General features: G+C 36.6%; 18 protein-coding genes. 11 read left to right on the top strand and 7 right to left on the bottom strand.

What is annotated here, in order from left to right:
* Positions 1-6 precede the first annotated feature (6 nt).
* The 4 genes from IW15_RS19695 (at position 7) to IW15_RS19680 (ending at position 6,406) form a co-directional block, all read left to right on the top strand.
* Positions 7-2,808 (top strand): hypothetical protein, encoded by a 2,802-nt coding sequence (locus tag IW15_RS19695; RefSeq protein ID WP_228384404.1) that lies wholly within the window; start codon positions 7-9, stop codon positions 2,806-2,808.
* Positions 2,809-2,818: 10 nt separating this feature from the next.
* Complete coding sequence (locus IW15_RS19690; protein ID WP_034714883.1) at positions 2,819-4,255, top strand: hypothetical protein; 1,437 nt, start codon at positions 2,819-2,821, stop codon at positions 4,253-4,255.
* Positions 4,256-5,027: 772 nt separating this feature from the next.
* On the top strand, positions 5,028-5,762 hold the full coding sequence (locus tag IW15_RS19685; protein WP_034714881.1) for a sensor histidine kinase: 735 nt from the start codon (positions 5,028-5,030) through the stop codon (positions 5,760-5,762).
* Positions 5,759-6,406, top strand: coding sequence for a response regulator (locus tag IW15_RS19680; RefSeq protein WP_051882239.1), 648 nt, complete (start codon positions 5,759-5,761; stop codon positions 6,404-6,406). Before IW15_RS19685 ends, IW15_RS19680 begins: the two co-directional genes overlap by 4 nt.
* A 383-nt stretch (positions 6,407-6,789) precedes the next feature.
* On the opposite strand, the gene IW15_RS19675 is transcribed toward IW15_RS19680, so the two are convergent.
* From IW15_RS19675 to IW15_RS19660, 4 genes are all read right to left on the bottom strand, one after another.
* Positions 6,790-10,695, bottom strand: coding sequence for a response regulator (locus IW15_RS19675; RefSeq protein ID WP_228384403.1), 3,906 nt, complete (start codon positions 10,693-10,695; stop codon positions 6,790-6,792).
* Between the two features lie 461 nt (positions 10,696-11,156).
* Positions 11,157-11,675, bottom strand: a complete 519-nt coding sequence (locus tag IW15_RS19670; RefSeq protein WP_034714877.1) for a DUF2911 domain-containing protein — start codon at positions 11,673-11,675, stop codon at positions 11,157-11,159.
* Between the two features lie 34 nt (positions 11,676-11,709).
* Positions 11,710-13,401: a sodium:solute symporter gene (locus tag IW15_RS19665; RefSeq protein ID WP_034714875.1), complete on the bottom strand. Its 1,692-nt coding sequence runs from the start codon at positions 13,399-13,401 to the stop codon at positions 11,710-11,712.
* Positions 13,402-13,501: 100 nt separating this feature from the next.
* On the bottom strand, positions 13,502-16,006 hold the full coding sequence (locus tag IW15_RS19660; RefSeq protein ID WP_034714872.1) for a PIG-L family deacetylase: 2,505 nt from the start codon (positions 16,004-16,006) through the stop codon (positions 13,502-13,504).
* Between the two features lie 557 nt (positions 16,007-16,563).
* Between IW15_RS19660 and IW15_RS19655 the strand changes: the two genes are divergently transcribed.
* Positions 16,564-17,781, top strand: coding sequence for a hypothetical protein (locus tag IW15_RS19655; RefSeq protein WP_034714871.1), 1,218 nt, complete (start codon positions 16,564-16,566; stop codon positions 17,779-17,781).
* 194 nt (positions 17,782-17,975) lie between these two features.
* On the opposite strand, the gene IW15_RS19650 is transcribed toward IW15_RS19655, so the two are convergent.
* A complete protein-coding gene (locus IW15_RS19650; protein WP_034714870.1) occupies positions 17,976-18,521 on the bottom strand; it encodes a hypothetical protein in 546 nt (181 codons plus the stop codon).
* Positions 18,522-18,612: 91 nt separating this feature from the next.
* Between IW15_RS19650 and IW15_RS19645 the strand changes: the two genes are divergently transcribed.
* The 4 genes from IW15_RS19645 (at position 18,613) to IW15_RS19630 (ending at position 21,404) form a co-directional block, all read left to right on the top strand.
* A complete protein-coding gene (locus tag IW15_RS19645) occupies positions 18,613-18,846 on the top strand; it encodes a helix-turn-helix domain-containing protein (protein WP_002977873.1) in 234 nt (77 codons plus the stop codon).
* Positions 18,847-19,049: 203 nt separating this feature from the next.
* Positions 19,050-19,631: a hypothetical protein gene (locus IW15_RS19640; protein WP_034714868.1), complete on the top strand. Its 582-nt coding sequence runs from the start codon at positions 19,050-19,052 to the stop codon at positions 19,629-19,631.
* Positions 19,632-19,807: 176 nt separating this feature from the next.
* Positions 19,808-20,347: a hypothetical protein gene (locus IW15_RS19635; protein WP_034714866.1), complete on the top strand. Its 540-nt coding sequence runs from the start codon at positions 19,808-19,810 to the stop codon at positions 20,345-20,347.
* Between the two features lie 115 nt (positions 20,348-20,462).
* The gene (locus tag IW15_RS19630) at positions 20,463-21,404 is read left to right on the top strand and encodes a DUF2806 domain-containing protein (RefSeq protein ID WP_034714863.1); all 942 of its coding nucleotides are present in this window, start codon (positions 20,463-20,465) and stop codon (positions 21,402-21,404) included.
* A 308-nt stretch (positions 21,405-21,712) separates the two neighbouring features.
* On the opposite strand, the gene IW15_RS19625 is transcribed toward IW15_RS19630, so the two are convergent.
* A complete protein-coding gene (locus tag IW15_RS19625) occupies positions 21,713-22,630 on the bottom strand; it encodes a hypothetical protein (protein WP_034714861.1) in 918 nt (305 codons plus the stop codon).
* A gap of 66 nt (positions 22,631-22,696) precedes the next feature.
* Here IW15_RS19625 and IW15_RS22890 point away from each other — a divergent pair, with 66 nt between their 5' ends.
* Positions 22,697-22,855 carry a hypothetical protein gene (locus IW15_RS22890; RefSeq protein ID WP_165585232.1) on the top strand — a complete coding sequence of 53 codons (159 nt, stop codon included), beginning with the start codon at positions 22,697-22,699 and terminating at the stop codon, positions 22,853-22,855.
* A 63-nt stretch (positions 22,856-22,918) separates the two neighbouring features.
* On the opposite strand, the gene IW15_RS19615 is transcribed toward IW15_RS22890, so the two are convergent.
* On the bottom strand, positions 22,919-24,037 hold the full coding sequence (locus IW15_RS19615) for a serine hydrolase domain-containing protein (RefSeq protein WP_034714857.1): 1,119 nt from the start codon (positions 24,035-24,037) through the stop codon (positions 22,919-22,921).
* Positions 24,038-24,392: 355 nt separating this feature from the next.
* Here IW15_RS19615 and IW15_RS19610 point away from each other — a divergent pair, with 355 nt between their 5' ends.
* Positions 24,393-25,517: a helix-turn-helix domain-containing protein gene (locus tag IW15_RS19610; RefSeq protein ID WP_034714855.1), complete on the top strand. Its 1,125-nt coding sequence runs from the start codon at positions 24,393-24,395 to the stop codon at positions 25,515-25,517.
* Positions 25,518-25,562 lie beyond the last annotated feature (45 nt).

The raw sequence follows: 25,562 nt of genomic DNA, 5'->3' as shown, positions 1-25,562 counted from the left end.
TAAGTCTTGAAATCACAGAATGGAATATCGATATCAATCCTAAGAAGAACCATCTTATTTTTTGCATTGGCTCTTCTGCACTTTTCATTGGCCTTTGCGCAGGAAAAGAAGGATATCCAGATCCATTTTGAAAATGAGATTGTAGCTGTCGAGAAGGGTTCTACTTTTACTGATTTCCTGGTCATTGAGAATACAAGTTCTGAAGAGATTACCATTCAGAATATCATACCTGAGGAAAAATATCCGGGATTGCTTTTCTATCCCAAAAATGACTTTACTTTAGGTGCGGGCCAGTCTAAAAATCTTCCTGTAAAACTGATTGCCAATGTAGATTTTATGAAACTGAGATCCAATGAGATCAAATTCCAGGTTTCATATACAACCCCAACGGTCACCAAAACTGAAAACGCCTCGTTCTTCGTAAACAAAGGCGAAAATAAAAATATTGCAATTTATACAGAAGCATACGAAAATTTCATTAATCCTGCTTCGCCCGACTCCTCCATTCTACTGATTGTAGAAAACCAAGGCTATAGTAAACGAACCGTTAAGATTGATTTGCAATCTATTCCTGATGGTTTGGAAATGATGCCAAAACAACAAATCTTATCTCTTGAAGGTTTAGAAAAACAAACGGTTGAGATCAAAATTGCGGTAAGAAAACAGAATACGCTTTATCCAGAATTTAATATTAATGCAACCGCCACAGACCTGCTTGATAATAAAATCGTAGGAAGCAACACGCTCTATTTAGTTATTTTATCACACAATAGACAAATTACTCGTGGAAATGAAGCGGTAAGCGGAAGTAATTTTGCGGAAATTAGCTATAATGAAAACAGTTCAGGTCTCAATTATTTTCAATTGAGGGGAAATACAGCGTTCCGGGTGGCTGATAATTTGAAATCCCAATTCAATATTGGTGCGGATTATTATCTTGACGGCCGCTATAACCTGTATGATACCTGGCTGGAACTGGAAAGAAAAAATACGGCATTAAGGGTGGGAAATGTTAATAGTAATGATTACGATTATCCGGTTTTCGGGAGAGGTGGGAGACTTTCTACTAAATTTGGTGAAAATAATCAGATTGAAATTCTTGCGCTGGAAAATAATTATAATCTGTACGGTACTTATTTCCAACAAACACAAGGATCTACCATGGTGGGAGCAAAATATGGTTTTGGGAATGCTAAATCTTTCAATGGGAAAGTGTCCTATATATTCGACCATGATCCGCGCTTTAACGTAGATACACAGGTGGCAAACGCGGTATCATCATTTTTAATTAACGACAAACACATCATCCGCACGGAGGTGGGCCTGAGCCACGAAAAAGGGCTCTCAAACAAAGATGAAAACGAAGGAGCTTTAATAGGAGCCAATTACGAGGGAAAAATGGGGAAATGGGATATACAATCTGTTAATTCCTTTGCCTCCAAAAGGTATGCAGGGATCAAAAGGGGATCTTTTATCTCAAATCAGCGGATCGGCCTCCAATTTTCTGATTCTCAGCGCGCTTTCATACAATATCAGAATTCGCAGGTAGACCCCGAATTCCTGAGTTTCCAAAATGCGCCCATCCAACCTGGGAATACCGCTAATCTGCGTTATTATTTCAACAGTACAGAAGTGTTGGGATCAGGTTACCAGTTTTCTTTAAAGAAATGGAATTTTCTACTGGCTCCAAAGGTTGAAAGGCAAAAAACAGCCAATTTTTATACATCGCAGGAACTTTTTTCTTACCGGCTGGAAACCAATGTAAGTGCTACATTCGGTGTTCACGGATTGAATTGGACCGCGGAATATTCTTATTCAAAAGCGAACAATAGAGACGATTGGTTCAACAGTCTGAAAACAACCTTGTCTTACAGGTATAAATCTTTCTCCCTAAACGGAACCGCCCAATGGAATGCAACGAGTGTATTTGATTTAAATTCTTATTACAATGCAGACCGTAATTTCGCCAACTATAATGTATACGCTTCGTATAATTTCCAGATGATGAATAATACTCTGACTGGATCTTTTTCAGCAGGAACTTCCTATTCGGAACTTTATAAAAACTTAAACAGCAATGCAAGCGGTAATCTGGAATATAAGATCTCGCCCTCCTGGTCCACCACAGGTTATTTTAATATTTCTGGATATAAATCTACGGCTGAATATGCAAGCAGTGGCAGTTATTACCAGTTCAGAGTCGGGATTAAAAAATATTTTACCGGAGGTACCGCCCTTGGAAATTATAAAGTGACCTTCCAGCTATTTGAAGATAAAAATTTCAATGGACTTCTGGAGGCCGGTGAAACGGTACTTGCAAATGAAATAGTGAAACTGGACAATTTTGTTGCATTGACAGATAAGAACGGAAAAGTAGTGTTTCAGAATGTGCCTGAAGGTACTTACACACTGAAAGTGAACGAAAGTGCGGGTGCCCGATTGATGATGGATCCTGTCATTATGGTAAATAAAAATATTAACCGTAAAGTGGGCTTGGTAAAAAACATCAGGGTAAGTGGAAAATTAACAGAGATTAAGCAGGCCTACGATGTTTTGGAAACGGATGTAACTGGAATAGTAGTATATGCAAAAAGTGAAGATGGCGTGATCTATACTGCCGTGGTTAACCAAAAAAATGAGTTTGAGTTTTTCCTGAAAGATGGAAAATACAACCTCTATATTGAAAATGACAAATACAGCTATACACAACCGACCCAAACTATTCAGGTGACAAAAGAAGGGTATTCAAAAACCGTGGTTTTTGAATATAAGAAGAAAGACACTACCATTAAGGTGAAAAAGTTTTAAATTTAGATGCATGAAAAAGATAAAGGCTTTTTTTATAGGAATTTTTACCGTATTCTGCGGATCTACAGTCACGAAAGCTCAGGATGTATACCTGTCGATTCCTGAAAATAATATTTTTAACAGAAGTGAATTTACCTCAGTACCTACAAGGGTAATGATGAACCCCAACAGAACAAACTGGGATTATGCCTTTTTGGGATTAATCCCCACAGCTCCTACATTTACCTCTGTTTCCGGACCCACTTTTACGCATTCTTCTTCTTCCTCATTTACTTTACCCAGTTCCACTCTTCTGTGGCAGCTAGAAAGTATGGGCGGGCAGCTGCCTTCTACCGGATTTTCAGGTTCTTTACCCGGTTTTCAGTCGTTCAGTACAAGCGCTACAAAATGGTTTGAACCACCATCGACCAGTCTCGGAGGAGGATTCAACCGGGGAAATATCAATTTTACATTTAAAATTCCTGCCGCACAGTTTGCTGCCAATGCTTACCGAGCCGGAAATTACTCCATGGATATCACTCAAAATTATAATGATTTCACACCACGTAATTTTAAAACAATTTTAGTCATTCCTTCATCCATCAGATGGATCACAACATCTTTAACAAAATACATAGAGATATCTTCTTTAAATGACTACCGAATCACAGGGACGAGGGTGCTGAATTTGGATAATGCGGAAATCGCGCATACGGTTGATTTCAATGTATGGGCGAAAGCTGCTGCCACAAATATTCAGTTCACTTCTTCTAAAGGTGTTCCAGGAACCAGAAACATAGGAGCCATTAAATTGGGTAGTAATGGGTCTACGCTGACTACCAAAGCCTTATCTGCCGATTTTCAGAATTTTTCCGCGGCTAATTTCAGTGTTGTAGCGGGAAACAGAAACAACTTCAGTCCAGAGCTTTATGTGTCTGCGGAAGATTTTAAAACCCTTTTTTTTGAAGCCGGAACCTATACGTTTGAACTGAACTTTAATTCCAAAAGTACAGATAACTCAATTAATAGTTTGCAAAATACAGCTGTTCAGTTAAAGGTGCTTCCTCTGTCGGAGATCACCATCCCCAGTTCCGGGCGGAATGTAAACTTCAATTTTAATACAGCTGCCCAGTACACCAATGGCCAGTCACAAGTGATTCCAAACCAAATTGTATTGTCCAATAATGAGAGTTTTGAACTGTATGTGAAATCGGACGAAAATTATTTCAAGAAAGGCGGCCTGCAGACCGACATCAATTCCAACATATTACAAATTGGCGTGGATGGAAGTTCTGTAAATGCTCCCTTATCCAAAACTCCCCAAAAAATACTTTTTAACGGAACACCGGTTTTGGACCGGGGACTGAACATAAAATACACCATACCCCCTGCGGGTGCCCAAAGTTTGGTCGGTAAGGAAAATACCACCTACTCCATCAATGTTTATTATAGCTTTACGGCAATTTAACAATGCTTCCGCATAAAACTCTTCTTTATTATTCCCTTAATGGCAATAACCAATTGCCGGACCAGCACTATATTGATACATTACATGTATTCGAAAAAAATATGACGATGCTTTTTTGGTTTATTAATTTTCCCAGCTTCTAAGATAACGAACATGAAGCTTTGTACAATGAATATTCCTTCGAAAGGGTAAGTCTATGTTCTCACTTCCAGTGATCCATTCCTGAATGAGATTTATCCTCAGCATGGGCAAGTCTGAATTCGATGTGATCATTCTGTATCAGATGCCCGTTATGGATGGCATTGAAACCATTAGAAAAATGAAAATACAATTCGCGACGCCACTCATGTAGCGCCGTGCATTGTTGTGTACATCTCTTCCGATGACATTAATTGACAGGATGCATGTGACAAATTGGAAATAGAAAATCGGCTTGTAAAGCTTATTCGTATCACTGAAGTGGTTGAAAAATACCCAAAAGAGGGTCATTATCTATTAATATGGATATTTAGATGCCTCATCTAAAAAGCATTGAAACAACCAAAACAATAAGTCTTGGAAAAATGTATCGAAATACCTATTATTGCAGTGAGAGAAGGGATTCTTAGTAGAGAGAGATGTTTCTGCAAGCCGGAATGCCGGACTTTTAATCAATCCTTTATTAAAGTGGTATAATTCTAAAGGGCTTGGCATGGAAATCCAAAAAAATAAATAATAAAATATGCTTTAAAGAATACTGGATCAGATTTTTTAAAATATTAATACAGAATTTATGAATGACCTTATCAACGAACTGCAATTAAAAATCGAAAGACTGGAAAACGAAATCAGTTTTAAGAACGGACTTATCTCGATATTGTCTCATGATTCAAAAGAAATGTTTGGAAATTTTCTGTGGCTTATAGAAGCGCTGGAAGATAAGACCATAAATGAGGAAGATTTTTTTAACTTGTTGCCGCAGGTAAAAAGCGATGCAAAGAAGAATTTGCAAACCATTCAGGACAGCACCGCCTGGTTAAAAACACAATACGGTGACTTTAAGATTAAACCTGTAAAAATGCTGGTGATTGATCTTTTTCACCATTTCGAAGAAAAATATGCTGCTCAACTAAAAGAAAAAAACATTAAATTTTATTTTAAAGGGGATCCCAATGCATTTCTTACAACTGATCGCTTGTTAATCGAATATGTTTTAGACAGAATTCTTAATAATGCGGTGAAATACTCTTTCTCCGGGCAAGATATCTACCTGCAGGAAGCTACAGAAGGTGATCAGATCATACTTTCCGTCATCGATTGTGGAACGGGAATGGCTGAAAAATATGTATCTGCGATCTTCTCTTATGACAATCCGGTATTCCAGGGAACTTCTGGTGAGAAAGGAGTTGGATTAAGTTTGAAAATTGTTAAAAATTTTGTATCCTTGATGCATGGAAACATCGAAATCATTTCCGCTGAAAATAAAGGCACCACGGTTTCCCTTTTTTTACGTAAATTAATAGAATGATGGGTTTAAAAGTAAACGTTCGTATTATTGTAGCAGACGATCATGGGATTGTCCGGATGGGATTAGTACAAACCATCAAACGCCTCCGACCTGATGCTATAATTTCAGAAGTAGAGGATTATAAGTCGCTATACAAAGCAATTTTAAAAGAAGAACTGGATTTAGCGATTATGGACGTTAATATGCCTAATGGCTCGGTTCAGGAAGCGATCGATTACATAAAAATGCACCAACCCGACTTAAAAATTCTCATATTTTCTTCTCAGGATGAAGAGTTGTACGCAATGCGTTATTTAAAGATGGGTGCTGGAGGTTATCTAAGCAAACAAAGCTCTGCTGCAGTCATTGAAACTGCTTTAACGAGGATGCTTAGTACAGGTCGATATGTAAGTGAAGACTTAAAAGAAGCAATGTTTTTAGAATCATTGAATGGCGCAACAAAAAACTCACCCTTTGAAGCCCTATCAGACCGCGAACTGCAAATTGCCAATAAGATTGCAGAAGGTCTTCCCCTCAAAGAAATTTCTAATCAACTTAATCTCCATTCATCGACGGTCAGCACTTACAAAAACAGGCTGTTTGAGAAGCTGAAAATACGATCCGTACCCGAGTTGGTGGAGATTCTTAGGCTGTATCATCAGTAAACATTTTATTATTTCCCAATTTGTCCCCGAGAAATTGTGGGATCTTGTAGATTACAACCAGATTCTTCACTGGCTGCCTTCAGGGTATGTTCCGTGAAACCACTTTGTACTGACAGAAGCCAAGCTCACAAATTCCCTGTGCTGTCAGAAATACTTTTTTTCTGAATCGTCCCACCTTTAAAGAAAAAGTGTTCTAAAAGATCTTTAGCACCAAAATATTAAATTGTGAATCACCGGTGCTTTTCATGCGCATAAATGATAACCTTACATATTTTCTTATCAATAATACCGGACCAGATTATTGATAAGAAAATATGTAAGCTCACTTGTTTTGAAAATCAGATCATTATCTTCGGAGATCAAAATTAATATAGCTTTTGATTTTACTTTATTAAATTTTTTATTAGGTCTAATCCTATTGTTATTTCTTCTTTTATTTCTTTCTCCATCGCTGAAAAATCTATATTTTCATCAGCTTTTTGCTCCCATTTCAATGCACAATCTGAAAGCCTGAAAAGACCGGCAGTTCCGGCAGTACCTTTAAGCTTATGAAGAATCATTTTGACATCGCCCGCATTTTTTACTGCTGCTGTTTCAACAATATTATTCTCTGTCTGTATAAGCTCGTTAATCACAAGGTTTAAAAAAATATCTTTGAATTCTTCATCACCACCAATCTGCTCATTCAGCATATCCATGTTGATATATTTCTTGGTTAATATTTTAGCTTCTGTTTCAACATCTTTATCTTTTTTAATGGCAATATACTTTTTGAGCATTTCCAAAAGATCTGCCTGCCGCAAAGGTTTGGGCAGAAAATCGGTCATCCCAGATTCCATACATTTTTCTTTCTCTCCCAAAACGTTTCCTGCTGTTACACCAATAATGGGTACGTTTTGGTATCCGGGTAAGAGGCGAATCTGTTGTGTAGCTTCAATGCCGTTCATTACCGGCATCTGTACATCCATAAGAATAATAGAGAATTCTTTTTTCCTGCATTCTTCCAAAGCTTCGAGACCGTTTACCGCTTCTGTAAGGTGTGCGCCGGGAATAAGTAATTTCATCATTTTATTATTCAGAACCATATTCACCGGGTTATCGTCTACTAAAAGAACTTCTAGCTCTTTCATAAAAGAAAACTGGTCTTTTTCAAAATGTTTCGGAGCAGCAACTTCCGTCACGGTATTTTGTGCCACACGTCTAAGTGTTTTATAAAGATCATCAGACTTAATGGGCTTTAAGAGAAAATAAGAATTGTCTTCCTTACGGAAAGAATTAATGACATCATGCTCCTCCGAAGAAGTATGAAGAATTACCAATGGCGAGATCTCATTCCGTTCAATAAATAACTTTTTGATCTTATCAATTGTTTCCAAACCAGAAATTACCGGCATATGATAATCCATCAGTATCACATCGAAATGTTCACCTTTAAGCAATATCTGCAAAGCTTCCATTCCGTTGGCAGCCAGTGTAGATTCTATATTTTTATAGGTAAGCATGTGTTGAAGAATGATTCTGTTTGCTTCATTATCATCTACCACCAGCACTTTTTTTATGGTGAGATCATCTTCTTCCCTCAATTCGGATATTTCGTAAGGAATTTCAATATCGAAGTAAAAAACAGAACCTTTCTCAGGTGTACTGATCAGCGATAAATGACTTCCCATATATCCAAGAATATTGTTTGAAATGGTAAGGCCGAGACCAGTTCCTCCGTAACGCTTACTGATAGAGCTGTTTTCCTGTGTGAAAGCATCAAAAATATGTTTCTGCTTTTCCACAGGTATGCCAATCCCTGTATCTCTTACAGAAAACCGTAGAACAATGTTGCTATCATCCATGCGGAGTTTTTCTACTTTCAGCTCAATTTCACCTTGCCCCGTGAATTTTACCGCATTACCCAAGAGGTTAATAAGTATTTGCTTTAATCTGGATTCATCAAGTAATAAAGTTTTTGGAAGTCCCTGCTCAATATTAAGAAGAAGTTCAATATCTTTTTTCTGAGACTGATACAGAATCACATTAATAACCTGACTTACCATGTCATAAACATTACTTTTCTCTATCAGAAGCTCCATTTTACCGGATTCTATTTTAGAAAAATCCAGAATATCATTAATAATGTTCAAGAGGTTTTCCCCGGATTCATTAATGTAATTAAGATATTGAGTCTGAATATCGTTGAGAGGAGTGCGCAAAAGAAGATCAGAGAAACCGATCACTCCATTTAAAGGTGTTCGTATCTCATGACTCATATTAGCAAGAAACTCTGATTTTGCCTTGCTTGCGATATCAGCCATTTTTTTCGCATTTTTAAGTTCTTCATTGGTGTGTACAGAATTAGTTATATTTTGAACAGAAACAATCACCCCTCCAATTTCATTATCTGAAAGATACCATGGACCAACCTTAAGGTCGAAATGCTGAATTTCTTCTTTGCCCTCAATACTCATCGCAAAATCTTCATTTATATAAGTTTTACCTTGTAAAGCAGCGCGATAAATTTCTTTTCGTTCTTCAGGAATGTTTGGTGATATAACAAAAAGATTCTTTCCGATTATATCAGTCTCATTCATTTTGAATTCATCTTTCCATCTACTGCTTACAGAAATATAATTAAGATCTATATCAAACATCGCCACGGCAACCGGAACATAAGTTACGAACGATTGCATCATTGCTTCTTTTTTAGCAACATCAAGGAACATATTTTTGAATACATCAATATCCTGAATTATCCCGTAAACCCTGTTGCAAACGCCATTTTCAAATTCCGGAATTCCTTTTACCCTTACCCAGATCATAATCCCATCATTACGCACTAGCTGAAATTCATCATCATACGGAACTCCTTCTGTTACCGCTCTGTTGAATAAAAATTTAACTCTTTCTCTACTATCTTCTTTGTAAAAACCGATAGCGTTTTCTAAATTAGGCTGAAAATCATCACTTATCTTATGAATTTCTTTAGTACTTTGAGACCAAAATACGGTGTCTTTTTTCAAATTTACTTCCCAACCCCCAACTTGGGCTACAGAACTTGTCTGCTCCAGCATTTTTTTGGTATGAATCAGATCTTTCTCTAAAGTCATCCTTTCGGTGACGTTCAATGCTGTGCTTATTATATAAGGTTTCCCTTCTTTATCTATCTCAACCAGATTGTGGTACATCCAAATCTGCTCTACCCCATTCTTTGCCTTGAGAATCATGGTTCCGAAATCCTCCTTGTTTTTATTAATCCTATCAAGATACTGGTACAGAGAAGACCAATTATGCTCAGGAACAAGGTCTCTAAGGTTTAATTTTTTTACCTCATCTATAGAATAATGAAGTGTTTCTCTACCTTTTTCGTTAACAGCGATAATGTTGCCCTCCATGTCATGCATACTCATCAAACCGATGGCATTTTCAAAGAAACTCCTGAAACGTCTCTCTGAGCTTTCCAACTGACGTTTTTCTTCAGTCTGCGCAGTAATGTTGATTCCGAAGCAAAAAATTTCAGAAAGTTCCTGATTTGGCTTCAAAACCCATTCTACAATCACAGAACTTCCATCTTTAACTATGGTAGAAGTAGTAAAAGATACTTCCTGGTAACTCTTCGCAAGATTTTTAAGCTTTGAAATTTCCTTATTGCCTTCATCGAACACCTGATTGAAATCAAGCCCAATCATTTCTTCTTTCTTTAATGAAAAGACTTTTTCTACGACCGGATTGAAATCTTTAAACTTTAATTCGTCATCTAAAACACAGATCAGATTATTGGATATATTGAAGAGTTGCTGAAAATATTCTGCATAAATTGTCTTTCTCTTTACCATTAGAAGGTTAGAAATAACATCTGAAAGTTTTTTAAGTGCTGCAATCTGTCTGTCTGTTATAGTTCGGGGCTTATAATCAATCACACAGATTGTTCCTAATGCAAAACCTTCGTCGTCAATACATGGTATGCCTACATAAAATCGTATCCCTCCTTCCAAAATTAGTGGGTTGCTCCGGGATCTGTCATCTAAAAGCGTATCATTGATAATCACCACTTCTCCGCTTGCTATCGAATACTGGCAAACCGTATTTTCGCGTTGTACAGAGTCGATCTCAAGACCTATACAGCTTTGGATAGTCTGCGTTTCACTTTCCATGATTGCAATTAAAGAAGCAGGACAATCGGCAATGAGACATGCAGTCTCTGCAAAAACATCGAATTGAGGGTCTTTGCCTAAGTTCAGGAGATCAAAAAATTCTAATTTTTTCAATCTTCCTAACTCATTATCAGGAATGATATTTTTCATAATATTAGTCGCTAAATTATTTAAAAATTAATAAATATCATTATAATATTTACACAAATAACTTTTTATAAAAGTTTGAATTACAAATAGAATAATCCCTACTTATTCAGAAAGTATTATAACAAATTTATTAATCCATATACGTAAATATTATATAAAAATGTATGGAATATCTCTACTACATATACCATATTAAACAAAATGTGATGATAAAAAAACCTATCTTTCAATAAAACTATTCGATAAAAATAAACTTTGTAATTCTTGTTTAATCTGACTCAATCGAACTAAATCATCTATAAAAGTGTTTGAAAATACGCTCTTCCTCATCATTTAAAGAGACAACTATTTGATAGTTGTCTCTTTTTTTATGGCCATAAAAACCTCTTTATCAATAACAATCTTTCATACAATATCAAAAAAATCCCGAATGAACGGGATTTTAATTTTCATATTTACATTTATTTGATCTCTACAGGAACTGAGATCTTATCCCAATCCATTGTAAATCCATTATTGTTTATTTTATACACTAACGTTTCCTGTGTTGCCGGTAAAGCTTTTGTTTTAACATCAACACGTAAAGCATCTTTTGCTTGTTCGTATTTATAAGCACCCCACTGTTTTGGCTCTTTGTTAAAAATTGCAGTCCAGGTTCCGCTTTGTTTAGGAATTAAGAAAAAGCTGTATTTACCTGCAGGAAGTTTTTTGCCCTGAACGGTAATGTCTTTATCTGTTTCAAAAGTAGTTGCTTCATTGGCTCCCGCACGCCAAACTTTATCATAAGCTTCCAGACCGCCCCAGATGGTACGCCCTTTAACAGAAGGACTGCTATAGGCAATTGTAACAGTTGCATCTTTAATTTTTCCCGTAACAGTAGCCGGAGGGCTGGCAGGTTTTTTAGTGTCCTGTGCAAAGGCATTTAAGGAGATTGTCATTGTCGCAACAAGTACGGCAGCAGATTTAATGATGGTTTTCATACTATTTTTATTTGTTTGTTTTTGTTATTATTTGTTACGAATTTACTGCTTTCTGCTTATAAAACAGCAATCCGATTGCCGAAAATATAATGACTGCCGCTGCGCCGATTACATTAAGCCAAAGGAAAGAAACGATATCGAACTTATAAACGGCAATAACCGCAATTTCTGATAAAATGGCGGAAATAAATACATTCGCGCCATTGATTTTTTTATAGTAAAATGCGACCAGAAAAATCCCCAATATCGGGCCGTAGAAAAGAGAACCTAATACGTTAACCGCTTCAATAAGGGAGCCCATTTGAGTGGCAAACATGGCTACGCCGATTGAGAAGATTCCCCAGACTAAAGTGTGCAGACGACTGTACTTCAATTCGGTGGCTTCATCAGGAATTTCTTTTTTAAATATCAAATGAACATCTTTTAATGAGCAAGCGGCAAGGGAATTTAACGCTGCGGAAATGGAACCCCAGCTGGCCAGAAAAATGACAGCAAACAGTAAACCGATCATTCCTACCGGCAGGGTATTTTTTACGAAATACAGGAAAATGTAATTGGTATCCGTTTTCTCAGCATTATAGTTTGAATGATTGATCGCTTCCTCTACCCTGCCGTGAAGTGCTTTTACCTGAGTTTGTGTGTTTTTAAAATCCTGAATTGTTTTGTTAAGCTGAAGAGAATGAGTTTCTTTCAACCTTAGAATTTCTTTCGATTCTGCATTAAATTTTGTTTGCAAATCCTTATGCTCTTTTTCAAAAACCGCAGCCTGTTCAGGTTTTGTTTCCTTTAAATGTTGATAAGAGCGTTCGTTAAAATAAATCGGAGCCGGTTTTAGGGAAAAGAATGCGAAAAGCAAAGCACCGATCAGGAGAATAGCAAATTGCATCGGAATTTTAACCAATCCGTTCAACAGCAAACCCATTTTTGCATTGGTATTGTCTTTCGCTGTAATATACCTCCCGACCTGACTTTGGTCAGTACCGAAGTAAGAAAGTGCCAGAAAAAAACCACCAATCAGGCCGCTCCAAATATTGTATTTATCCTTCCAATCGAATTCTGTGGTGATGACATTGAGCTTTCCGGATTTCCCCGCCAGATAAAGTGCATCGTTAAAACCAATTCCATTCGGCATATTTTGAATAAGCAAATAACCTGCAAAAGCCATTGTTCCCAGAATAATGAGAAACTGTAATTTTTGGGTGTGAGCGATCGCTTTTGCACCGCCAACATAGGTATAAATCAACAGAATGCCACCTGTTAAAACATTCGTTAAATAAATATTCCAGTTTAAAACGCTTGATAAGATGATACTCGGAGCATAAATGCTGATTCCTGTTGATAAGCCTCTGGAAAAAAGAAAAAGCAGCGAAGTGAGTACCCTTGTTTTTTTATCAAAACGGTTTTCTAAATATTCATACGCCGTGTAAACATTTAAGCGCTGAAAAATCGGGATGAAAGTAATACAGATGACAATCATCGCCAAAGGCAGCCCAAAGTAATACTGAACGAAACGCATACCGTCTGTATAAGCCTGCCCCGGTGCTGAAAGAAATGTAATGGCACTTGCTTGGGTAGCCATAATACCTATAAGTACAATGTACCAGGGCATTTTATTATCTGCTTTCAGGTATGATTCGTTGCTTTTTTGGCCACGTCCGATAAATACGCCGTAAACTACCACTGCAACCAATGTAAAAATAAGAACGGTCCAATCTATACTACTCATGCCCAGAATTTAGTAAACAAATAATAAAATGCGATCTGCAATACTAATGCAGCTGCGAGTAATATGTACCAGGTATTCCAATTTTTAAGTTGCTTGTTCATCAGTTTTTCTGTGCAGATAAAAAGTTAAAAAATAAACGTGCTGCCCCCACATTTCCCGCAGGCAGCTGTCTGAAAAATGCCAACGGGGTATAAATAAAATTACCCTTCCCGTATTTAGCATATAAAGTTGATCCCTGAAGAACTTCTTCACCGGTATCGTGCATTTCAAAAAGCGGTTCATACGCTGCATCCCATTGAGCAGGGAAATAGGCACCACGCTCCTGTACCCAGCCTTTAAAATCATCCGCAGTAATTTTGTTCGGAAAATTCAGTAATTTATGATTTGGATTTAAAAACGTAACTGCAGCATTTTCTTCGGTAACCCGCTTATTGGCAATGCTGAAATTGTATATTCCCAATTGGTCAACGGTTGTATCCTGATTGGTGTTATACTGCATCACCAAATTACCTCCGGCTTTTACATAAGACCATAAAAAAGGCATCCAGCGGCCCAGTTTTTTCTCTGTGTTATTGGCGCGAACACCTAATACGATGGCATCATATTGCAATAGCTTATTTTGACTGCCGTTTCCGCCAGATTCATCTAAACTGCCATAAAAATCTTCGTCTTTCAAGACATCTACCTGAATACCTGCAATGCGTAGGAACTCAGGAATGAAATCGCCTGCTCCTTCTATGTACCCCACTTTTTTAACTTTCGCCTGAATATCACCTTTCATTACGGTTACCGTGGCAGACGAAAAATATTGTAAAGAGGGTAAATGCGGATACTGAATTAATACTTGTTTTTTATTATAAGTGACTCCATCTGCAACAAAATTGGCATCCAATTGCAAGCGGGATGAATGTATTGCGGCAAGCTTAGTTTTTGGAATAACGTAATTGATGGTCGTATCTTTTCCATTGAGCGAGCTTACATTAGCACCGCCTAATCGTTCTCCGTTATACATCAGATTTAGAATACCGTTACTGTACTGTTTGTTAGAATTAACCTTAACATTTAAACTCAAATGTAAATCTTCATTTTCTTTGACCACATAAAGGGGTTGTGTAAATTTCAGTTCCAATGCAGGAACGATACGCAGGGCTTCGACCACATCGCCACGCACCGGATCTAATTTCTTGAAAGATAAAGGAAGTTTAACCTGAAAATTTTCCGAACCGATTTTTAAACCAAGCAAAACATTCAGTGGTGATTCTGCCTCAGGCAAACCGATTAAAGTATCACTTGGAACAGAGAAAGTTCCCGCGTTCGAGGCTGGTTTTGCCAGCCAGTAAGGTTCTGTGAGTGCGGCATCTGCAGGAATCTGAATTTCGTGCTGAATTGTAATTAAAGAATCTTTTGATAGTTTTCTGTTGAAGCTTTCTGACTTGCTTAACCATTGTACATTTTCTAAAACGACAGGATTTTCAGCTCTTGAAATCAGATTTAACTTAAAATTGTAGTTATCCCCTGCAACAGCTTCAGCCTGATTAGTAACTACCTCGCCCATAAACCCTGCACAGCTTACAATGATATTGTCAAGAGATTTAATTTTATCATTTTTCAGGTCTGCATCTTTTAGAGCCATGATCTTTTTCCGCAAAACAAGCAAAGCAGGTAAGCTGAGATCAGGATTATTGAAATTGAAAGTGGAAATAATTTTATCTAATGATTCGTCAATATCAGCGTTTCCTTTTGCAGTCCAGGTCTTAGTTACTCCGTCAAAAAGTGTTGCTTTTGCAGGTTCACCAACAACATGGGCAAAATATTCAGTTCTGATGCCGGCTACAGACTGTGTTCCCGCACCCTGGCTTTTATGTAAACTTCTGCTTAATCCAGCTAATTCACCATAGCCCATTCCCAGTTGCGCATCATATTGCCCAACGGTAACTTTCAGTTGATTTTCAGCTGTCGTATTGACTCCACCAAAGCGGAAGGTATTCCACAATACACGTTTTGGCTGCCATACATTAACATATTTGAGTTGATCCTGGAAAGCCGTTTTATCGCCTGCCAGCTTAAAAGCTTTTTCCGCAACCACAGCCGAAGCCGCATGTTGCCCGTGACCAGCCGCAGCAGTAGGAGGAAAACGACAAATAATCACATCCGGACGGAATTTACGGATGACCCAAACTACATCTGCTATAATGCTATCCTCATCCCATTGTTTAAAGGTATCAGTTGTATTTTTAGAAAACCCGAAATCAATTGCCCGGGTAAAAAACTGTTGGGCACCGTCTAACTTTCTTGCCTCTAAAAGCTCATGCGTTCTGATTAGACCCAATGCAGCCCCTTGCTCTGTACCCAATAAATTCTGACCACCATCACCTCTGGTTAAAGACAAATAACCCGTTTCTACATTTTGGTCGTTGATTAACCAGGAGAGTAATCCTGTATTTTCATCATCGGGATGAGCCGCAAGGTATAAAACTTTAGGAAGCTGTTTAAGGGTTTTGATTTCACGGTAAATTTCAGATGATTTAGAGGGCCGAACCTGCTGGGCCGAACAAAAAACCGTATAAAAGCCAAGAATAAATACAGTGCTTACTTTTTTGAACATTTGAATTTGCTTTGCGAGCAAATATAAGTAAATCGTTTCTTTCAACCTTAAAAGAATTATACTCTGAATTTTGTGAAAAAAGCTGTTTAAACTTTTTTATTAAACTACAAAAGGCCGAAAAGCTTTTTAAACACTTAAGCTATTTAAGTTATATACTTTGTGTATAAGAAGTGTACTAAAGTTTTGTTGAAAATCAAAGATTTTAATCTTATATGAACTTAATGATGCGGTATTTCCTTACACTTTCTAAAGTGTTTCAAAGTGTATAAAAATAAAAACTTTTGTGACTTTTCTGGTTACGTTTAAACAGACTTATCTCTTCAGGATATTAGAACCGATTGGAAATAAAATAATGAGTAAAAATATCTATGTATTAAGCAAAAATTATCTTATTCCAGAGAAAAATACTGAAATTAAAAAACATTACAAATCAATTCAAAATTTTCACATTTTAATTGAATGTTAATAATTAATTATTTTTCCTCAAACATAAAGATGTTTTTTTTATTTTTTCATAAAAAAATTTTATATTTGACTTACCAAAAATCAACATTACCATGAAAACAAAATTTACACGATTCAGTGCTATTCTTATCTCTGGATTCTCATTTGCACAAGTAGGAATTAATACAGCTTTACCAAAAACAACGATGGATGTATCTGCTAAAAGAGATAATTCAGGAGTCATTACGGATAACACACAAATATTCGGATTACAGGCTCCGAGGCTTACAAGAGCTGAGCTTACAGTAAATACTGCTACCTATGGCAGCGATCAGAGAGGAGCATTAATTTATATTACGGATGTTACCGGTGGAGATGCTGCAGGACAACGTATCAATGTTACTGCTATCGGCTATTATTATTTTGATGGAACTGTATGGCAAAGAATTACACAGGCAACCAATACCATCGCTCCGGCGATTTCCGCATTGCAATGTACTACAGCTTATTTAAATCCTTCTACTTATACTGCCGGTACTCCTTACAGCGGCAACCTGAGAGTTACCTACAGCCAGGGAAACGGAGGTGCGTATAATTCAGGAGCTCCTTTTACCGTAAACGGATTAACCTTCCAGCTAAGACCCGGAACTCTAGCGTTTGGTGATGGCGAATTGGTGTTCTCAATAACCGGAACTCCTACCACTTCGAATACTATGAATCTTCCTCTGAGCAGCACTACAGTTCCTTTCTTAACAGCAGGACAAAACTGTACCGCTACAGTAGGAAATACCAGCCGTGCAGACATTACATCTGTCGCTGTGATGGGATATTCCACCCTAACAACCGATTCTAACGGGAAACAAGCCTATACTTTCCCTCTTGCTACCCCAGATGGTAATTATTCGATCAGGGTAATATTTGATACCACAAGTGGTACAACCGCTGCAATTCCTAATGTACAATTGTATAATAATACAGGGGCTACTGTTAATCTGTATTGGAATTATAATACAGAATATGGTGGTTATATTGGTGCAGCTGTAACAACAACTGCTATTACTTCAGGAGTATGGGGCGGTATGGCAGATTCATCAGCTACCTGGTATCCTCAAGGTACTGGGGCAGTGGGAAATTCTTACTGGGGGAATGTTGGGATTATAGATGGAGCCAGTGGCGGGCCTGAGCATAGAAGATATACCTGGATAGACAGTAATCCTTCTTTAAAAACCGCTTATACTGCAACCATTATGGCAGGAGCTCCCACTTCAGGCAGTGCCCAGCCCAACCTTACTAAAGTCTTCATAAAGATAGAGCAGGTAAAAGCACAATAATGTAATGCCCCTTTTTTAGGGGCATTTCTTATTCATCTACAAAGTTTACGGTACATGTACCGATGTAAAATTATAAGTGATGTTCTCATCACCTGCTCTCCGAAATCTTTTGATTTTGAAGCAAGTTTAAAGAGAGCTTTTGCGCTGCAGAAGCTGATCCACAACTTCCAACCTTTTATTTACGCTCAACCTTCTTATCTTAAATTGGCGTCAGCCAGCTCCTTTTCTCTCCTTCTTTGAAGAATAAGATGTGCGGCATCCAGCATTTTAACCGTATGGATGTAGGGCATAACGATATTCCTTTCCGGTAGATTTTCATAGACGCCCATTGAGAAATAGACGATTCCGGACATAAAATAATCAAATTCTTTGAGGGTGTATTCCCTGAATGCTTTTTTGAACACCAGCAGCGGATTCCGGTATTCCTTCTCTGAAAGCAGGCCAAGAACCCACGGGGAAATCTTTTCCGGCCGGGTATCGACAATCCATTTTCTTTCCTTCAGCATGATGAGATACCCTGCCCGGATCAACGACCTCATCGAATGGTAAAACTCAAAGATCACCGCCGGATCTTCATGGATCCAGCTATTCCTCTTTACCGCATAATTCATCAAATTGCTGAGCCTTTCTTTGGAAACATCCAGCTCATTGAGCTGAAAGAACGTTTCCATCAGCTGCAACCCGGAGTGCTTCTTGTCTGCCCGAAACCGGGGAGCAAAATCTGTTTTTATCTTTTTCATGAGTTTGTATTTTTTTATAAATGTAAGAAAAGAAATTTAATTACGGTCGATCGACCGTAATTTTTTATTATTTAATTATTTCATTTGTTCTATGACAGATATAAACGAAAAAATTTGTTCATACATTACAAAAAAATGGTTGATACCTTGGCTTCAAGAAGGCAAGTCACAAAATTCTTTTGCCAAAAATCATGGCGTAGAAGAAAGTACCATAAGAAAAATTAAAAGTGAAGAAACTTACAGAATACCTGTTGAAACACTTTTTAAAATATGCGAAGCAAGAAAAATTAGTTTATCTGATTTCTTTAAACTTATAAATGAATAATCCTGACGAAAGTTGGGATTTTTTTTGTGATGAAATTTTCAAAATCTTTAAGAAATTCCGTAAAAATACTGATTGAAAATTTCAAAGTGGTTTTTATTTTTGTTGTTTACGGAAAACCGTAAGATAATATAAGTATTCATTTATAAATTTGACTTAGTTAACAATAAAACTTTAATATTCGTATAATTAATTTATTAAAAACCATGAAACCAAGAACATCCTTACATGTAATCAATTATGATCTTCCTGGACATTTGTCAGACCTTCTTAATCAAGAAGTAAATAATATCAAATACCATGAAATCGATACCACAGAAAACAGAGAAGCTAAGCTAAAACAGATTCAAGAAAAATTGCTATGGCAAGAAGTAGAAATCAGTGATTTCAAAGTTATAAATCATAGATCTGAAAAAATTAAAATTAACCAATCGTGGGAGAATCCTTTTCCTGTGAATACAGAAGAAGAAGTATTTTTTATAACACTTGAAGCAGAAACGACAGGAAGCTCTGAATTATTTAATTATTCTCCGGTATCTTTTCAAATTGATTCTTCTATGGATCCCAATATATATGATCCAACTGATAATAAAATTGTTCTGGAACTGAAGTCAAAAACATTGGATAAAAAAGAAATTATTAACCAAGCAAATAAAACTTTAAAATTAACAAAATCTTTTATAGAAAGCAATAATCACTGGATTAATGATTATAATAGATCATTTATAAACACAATAATAGAACGTTTTAATAAAAAAGCTGACGAAATAGAAAGATTATATTCATAAATAATAAAATTCCCACTATACACAAATTCTTTCTTGCGGTTTCAATATTATTCTGCTCTCCGAAATTTCCTGACTTTCGAGTAAGTTTAAAGGAAATAACCTTATTTACTAGCTCAAAAGTTGGGAGACTTTGCGTAGCAGCTGTTTAATATACCTCTACTCATAATAATATAAAAATGAACAAACATTTAACTGATCTTTTTAAAGCTTCATTTAATCACTTTTTACAAAAAAATGTTAATAATATTCTCAATGATGTAGCAGAAAGAAATCTATGCTCGCGACTTGGATATGAATTTGAATTACTTTTCCCTGATTATGACATAGTAGGTTATTATGCGGATAGTGAATATAATAGAAAGCAAGAAGGTCAGGTTAAAACAATTCTTGATGATAAAATGGAAGTTATTCCAATTCAATGTGACCTAATCATTCACAGTCGTGGAAAAATTGTTTCAAATGATAACTTAATTGCCATAGAAATGAAAAAATCTACAAGACCAGATTCTGAAAAGATCAGTGATAGAAAAAGATTGAGAGCATTAACCAAAGAAAGTTATGATGATATATGGTCAAACGATGGAATAGCTCTTCCTGAGCATGTATGCGGTTATGATTTAGGAATATATTTAATATTAAATATTCAGAAAAGAAATTTTGAAATTGAATACTTCAGCGAAGGAAATTACATCAGGACAGAAAATATAACCTTTTAACTGTTGAATCCTACTTATTGTATTACAGAGTGCAAAATAAAAGATTAAAGTCTCCATATATTACACAACACATAAAGACAGAATTATTTATTTAATTAAAACTAGCACTAATATTATGAATGAACAAAATGATAAAGACACTAAATTTATTACATTTTTTGAAGAATTAAACAAAATCCCTCTTCCGGGATGGATCAAAAATAACATTCTCATCGCATTAGGAAAAGGAATCGGCAAATTAATTATTTCTGGCTTTGATTGGCCGACAGCCTACTTGGAATCTAAATCATTAAACATAAGAACAAAGGCAGAAGGAAATAGAATAATACAAATTGAAGCTGCTAAAAATGCTTCAGAACTATTTAAAGCGGATTCTGAACTTGCCACTAGAGCGTTACATTATTACGCTGAAAAAATTGTTAATTATCAAAATAATAGAGAAGATATAGCTACGAACTTTGTTAAACAAATGCAGACACAAAAAATTAATGAAGAAAATCAAAATATTATTGATGAAGATTGGCTTGACATTTTTTGGAGTATTGCAGAAACGAAAACAAATGAAAATTTGAAATTTATCTTTGGTAAAATCCTTGCTCAAGAAATTACTAACCCAAAAAGTATTAGTCCCATAACTCTCCAATTGATAGCTGCCATAAATAGTAATATAGGGGAAATATTTACAAAACTTTGTAACTTATCAATTGATACTGGAAACCTTACTTTTGTTGTTCACCCAAAAGCCAATACTTTATTTAGTAATTATGGAGAGTTATCCGAATATGGAATTAGTATCAATGAACAAATGGAATTAGAAGGTCTAGGACTTATTAGGTCAATCAATTCAGTAAGTGTTCAAATAAGAACACAGGAAGGACTTGTGGAAGCAAATTATGCAGGGCGTAAAGTTGAATTTAATTTTGACAAAGGTGTAAGTATAATAGATTTAACAAGAGCTGGAAGAGAAATTAGAAATCTACTTGATCTTACCCCTAATCAGAAATACACAGATTTTTTATTTAATATGCCTGACAACTTTATAAAATTCAAAGAGTAATCCCCTTTCTTCAAAATCTTCCGTCTTTCAATGGGGTTTCAAGGAAATAGAAAAAACTGCCTAACTCTCCAAAGCCTACTAAATTCAGAGCAAGTTTAAAGGAAACAATCTTATTTACTAGCTCAAGGTCCGGAGACTTTGCACAGCAGAAATTAAAACAAAAAAATATCTAATCCTGTATTCTTATAAGGTTTATATTATTTTTTCACCAGCTCTAGTCTATGGTTTTGCGCCTTTCCTTCTTCATAACTATCATCTGTATATCCGTTAGTAAATACCTGTAAAACGTACAATCAGCTGTGGCAATTTTATGCCTTCATATGTTTTAATATCCAGTTTAAACATTCTTTAGAATCCATGATACTCCAGGAATGAGGATGTCTTGTACCGTCCGGACGAATTCCACGATCATTGGTGATGACAAGATCAGCATTTTTGTGGCCTTTTAGTCGTAATAGATTAATCATAGCTGTAATATCTGCCACATTAAGGTCGTAAATATCCCTTCCTCTGTTTTCCATCTGCCATATAATCCCCGGTTCTGTATAAATCAGAATAGGGATATTCAGAAGATATTTTGCATTGCCACCATCTTTTTCACGATAAGAAAACATAGATTCTCTTACGTAATTGGCTCTGTTTTTATCCGGTGTACCCATAGCATCAACCATTTCAGCAGTCAAAAATTTAGCTTCATTAGTTCCAATATCAGAATAGTTTCTTTCCATCTCTCTCTGCAATCTGTAATACATATTCTCGTAATCTAACGGTGCGTCAAGAGCGAATACAGAATTGGGTATAAAATAAGTGTTTTTGTCCCTGATTGCCCTTTCAGCATAGGTAAAAGCCAGCATTCCTCCGCCGGAAAGTCCTCCCATTGATATTTTATCTTTGGAAATTTTATGCTTTTCCACTGTATCTTTTACCATTCTGTCTAAAAACTTCTGCTCTATATGAAATCCAAAATCCCCATCTTCCCAGGTTGGGAGTAATACGATAAGATTCTTCTCCAACGCCAGATCATCCAGATTAATCTGATTCATTACTTTTTCGCCATTTTCACCTCCACCCGGTAAAATAACAAGTATTCCTTCAGGTTTATCCTTCGGAAGTAATTTCAAATAATGGTTCTGCGTATCTTTAAATGTGATTTTTTCAGGAGTCTGTCCAAAAAGGTTAGTACAAAATAGGCCCAGGAGAAGGGTAAAGTATCTGATGTTCATCATTAAATAGGTTATTAGTGGTTATAACGCTGATTCCCAAAAAATATTTGATTCATAAAAAGAAAACACTTGCTCTCCAAAACCTCCAGACTTTGGAGCAAGTGTAAAGGAAATAATCTTATTGACTTGCCCCAAAAGGGAGACTTTGCACAGCAGACTGTTGACAGTATCGATGTTGAAGAGACAAGTGGCAATTTCTTTACCTCTCTTTCCACTACTGCTCACTGATGGCTCATCATTAGCTGATATCTTCATGCGTAAGGGACGCGATGCGGCGGCTTAAATTAGTTTTCACTCAAGCAATATCCCTATAATTTCCTCATACAATGCCCGTAACTGTTCCTCTTTTATAGCATCGAAAAGCGTTCCCGCGTTGGTACACAGGACGACGCTGGTATTTTTGGAAGGAAAATAAAAAGCATTGGCACCGGCTCCGATACCACTACCCTGGTGACCGATGGCCTGCAGGCCGCCATTGGTTTTATAAAAATGTAGCCCTAAGCCATATATCGGAGTACCCTGATCACTCACCGTCACCTTCATTTCTTCCAGCGATACGGGTGAAAGTACCGTTTTGTCATGAAGCAGCTTGTAATAAAATCCAGCTATATCCTGAACGGAAGCCACAATACCATCATCGCCAATGAAAGTACGTACTGTACCCAACTGCAACTCGCTCACATCGTTAAAGGTGCCGTCTATTTGCAGATAGTTAGCCGTCGTTCCTTCAGGAGCCGTAGGGCTTGCCGAGCCCGCTATATAATAGGTGTTGGAAAGTCCAATGGCATTAATTATTTTGTCTGTAATATACTTTCGATGTCCGTTTGGAGTCACACGATCAATAATAAGAGCCAGCAAGTGATAATTTATATTGCAGTACCCAAATGAGGTGCCAGGTGCAAATTTTGCAGGTTGATTGTATACATAGCTCAACACCTGTTCGCTCGTCATAGGCAGTGGCCCTGCAACAACATCGTTTAAAAACTGATCACTATCCAAATAATCAGGAAGGCCTGATGTCATCGTAAGCATTTGCCTTACCGTAATGATATTTCCGTTGGGCAGATGATTACAAATGTCAGGAAGATAGGTGTTTACTTTGGCATCGAGATTAATTTTGCCCTCCTCTTTCAGTTTCAGGACAGCCACTGCGGTAAAGGTTTTTGAAATACTCTGCATATAGTGAAGTGCAGAAGCAGCCATCGGCTTTTCATTCATGACCGCGTCTCCTGCAACCAGGGTATAACTCCCGGAAGCTGTTTTTACACTAAGGCTTAAGCCGGGAAAGTTGGACAAAGCTGTAGCAAGTTTTTGCTGCGCCTGCGCTTTTCTATCAGGTGATGGATTTGAATCGTCATGGCTACATGAGGTGATCAAAATAACAACAGCTATTAATAAAAACTTTTTCATAATAGGTAATTTGAATTATTTAAATGCAAAACTCAAATAATTCAAATTAGAACAGGTTTCAAAAGCTTAAAAGTGCATAAATCGGTACTTATTTGCTGGTATTTTTATATTCGTTGGGTGCCTGACCGGCATTACTAATCTGAATATCAATAGATCTATTAAAAACGGTAATTTAACTTAAAAGTCCTTTTCCCGCTCTTCGAAGTCTCCTGACTATGGAGCAAGTCTAAAGGAAATAATCTTACTTACAAGCACAAAGCCAGGAGACTTTCTACACCAGAGCACAATATTTAAAAAATGATGATTGCCAACCATTTCTCTTTATGACTTATATCCTATTTTTGTAAAAAAACTAATGGACAAATTAAGTTTTCTGGAAGTTATTGCTGCGATGGCCGTTTTTGTATCGCTGCTGCTTGCCGTATTTTTGTTGACGGTAAAAACAGAAAGGAAACTGGAAAACAGATTATTTGCAGCGTTCCTGATCATCAATGCCATTGATATCAGCGGAATTTTCATGCACCTTTTTGTGGATAGTTATAATCTGAAAGCTTTCAAAATATCTGCTTATTTATTGGTAATGCCTCTGTTCTATCTATATGTGAATGCCGTTTGTTACTCTGATTTCACTTTAAAAAGAAAGCATTTACTGCATCTTATTCCTTTTATTGTTGCCAACTTAATGTTGGTTCCAAGACTTTATCTGGCAGAAGGTGCTGCTAAAGAAGCTTTCTTTACAACGATGTGGCAATCTCCTGAAATGTTTATATATCAGCTCATCGGGGAACTGCAGTTTTTCTTTTATATCGTTGCCGTATTCATGATCCTCAAAAGATACAAGAAGATTTATCTTGAAAACTACACGAATCCCAACACTTTGCTGTACAAATGGCTGTTTCAGCTTACCCTCATTTTCTTATTCATCCATGTCTGTATTATTTTTAAAAATATCATACGGTATACCGCATACAACGATCTGTTTATCTGGCTGCATATTCTGGCAGGAACCTCCTTTTTATTGGCTGCGTGTTGGTTTATCTTAAAGGCATTACATTATCCTGAGCTTTTTCGCAGAATTGATTCTACCTTACAGCCTACAAAAGATTTTGCTGAAATGCTGGAAACGGAAAATACAACCGATGAAACAAAACGTTTTCAGATCGAACAGCTTAAAAAATTCATGGTTGAAAAAGAACCTTTCCTGGAACCTTCATTAACGATTCAGGAACTGGCAGATCAGGTGAATATTCCTGTTCGTGAGTTGTCTGTATTAATTAACCATCACCTCAATCAGCACTTTTTTGATTTTGTGAATGAATACCGCGTTAAAAAAGCAATGACTATGCTGAAAGATCCCACGAAAAAAGAATATACGGTGTTAGAAATTTTATATGAAGTGGGTTTTAATTCAAAATCTTCGTTTCACACCTCTTTTAAAAAATATACGAATACAACGCCAACCGCATTCATAAACAACTGATAATTAAACCATTGTAAACAATCGAACTTTGAATTGCAGATAATC

The organism is Chryseobacterium soli, assembly GCF_000737705.1.
Lineage (GTDB): Bacteria > Bacteroidota > Bacteroidia > Flavobacteriales > Weeksellaceae > Chryseobacterium > Chryseobacterium soli.
This window is presented reverse-complemented; position numbering and strand designations above follow the sequence as displayed.

What these genes read in the sequence shown, in the direction of transcription:
- IW15_RS19665 (WP_034714875.1), bottom strand. Translation starts at nt 13,401, where the DNA reads ATGAGTAGTATAGATTGGACCGTTCTTATTTTTACATTGGTTGCAGTG.
- IW15_RS19650 (WP_034714870.1), bottom strand. Translation starts at nt 18,521, where the DNA reads ATGAAAAAGATAAAAACAGATTTTGCTCCCCGGTTTCGGGCAGACAAG.
- IW15_RS19675 (WP_228384403.1), bottom strand. Translation starts at nt 10,695, where the DNA reads ATGAAAAATATCATTCCTGATAATGAGTTAGGAAGATTGAAAAAATTA.
- IW15_RS19635 (WP_034714866.1), top strand. Translation starts at nt 19,808, where the DNA reads ATGAACAAACATTTAACTGATCTTTTTAAAGCTTCATTTAATCACTTT.
- IW15_RS19660 (WP_034714872.1), bottom strand. Translation starts at nt 16,006, where the DNA reads ATGTTCAAAAAAGTAAGCACTGTATTTATTCTTGGCTTTTATACGGTT.
- IW15_RS19630 (WP_034714863.1), top strand. Translation starts at nt 20,463, where the DNA reads ATGAATGAACAAAATGATAAAGACACTAAATTTATTACATTTTTTGAA.
- IW15_RS19625 (WP_034714861.1), bottom strand. Translation starts at nt 22,630, where the DNA reads ATGATGAACATCAGATACTTTACCCTTCTCCTGGGCCTATTTTGTACT.
- IW15_RS19670 (WP_034714877.1), bottom strand. Translation starts at nt 11,675, where the DNA reads ATGAAAACCATCATTAAATCTGCTGCCGTACTTGTTGCGACAATGACA.
- IW15_RS19640 (WP_034714868.1), top strand. Translation starts at nt 19,050, where the DNA reads ATGAAACCAAGAACATCCTTACATGTAATCAATTATGATCTTCCTGGA.
- IW15_RS19610 (WP_034714855.1), top strand. Translation starts at nt 24,393, where the DNA reads ATGGACAAATTAAGTTTTCTGGAAGTTATTGCTGCGATGGCCGTTTTT.
- IW15_RS19680 (WP_051882239.1), top strand. Translation starts at nt 5,759, where the DNA reads ATGATGGGTTTAAAAGTAAACGTTCGTATTATTGTAGCAGACGATCAT.
- IW15_RS19685 (WP_034714881.1), top strand. Translation starts at nt 5,028, where the DNA reads ATGAATGACCTTATCAACGAACTGCAATTAAAAATCGAAAGACTGGAA.
- IW15_RS19655 (WP_034714871.1), top strand. Translation starts at nt 16,564, where the DNA reads ATGAAAACAAAATTTACACGATTCAGTGCTATTCTTATCTCTGGATTC.
- IW15_RS19615 (WP_034714857.1), bottom strand. Translation starts at nt 24,037, where the DNA reads ATGAAAAAGTTTTTATTAATAGCTGTTGTTATTTTGATCACCTCATGT.
- IW15_RS19690 (WP_034714883.1), top strand. Translation starts at nt 2,819, where the DNA reads ATGAAAAAGATAAAGGCTTTTTTTATAGGAATTTTTACCGTATTCTGC.
- IW15_RS19645 (WP_002977873.1), top strand. Translation starts at nt 18,613, where the DNA reads ATGACAGATATAAACGAAAAAATTTGTTCATACATTACAAAAAAATGG.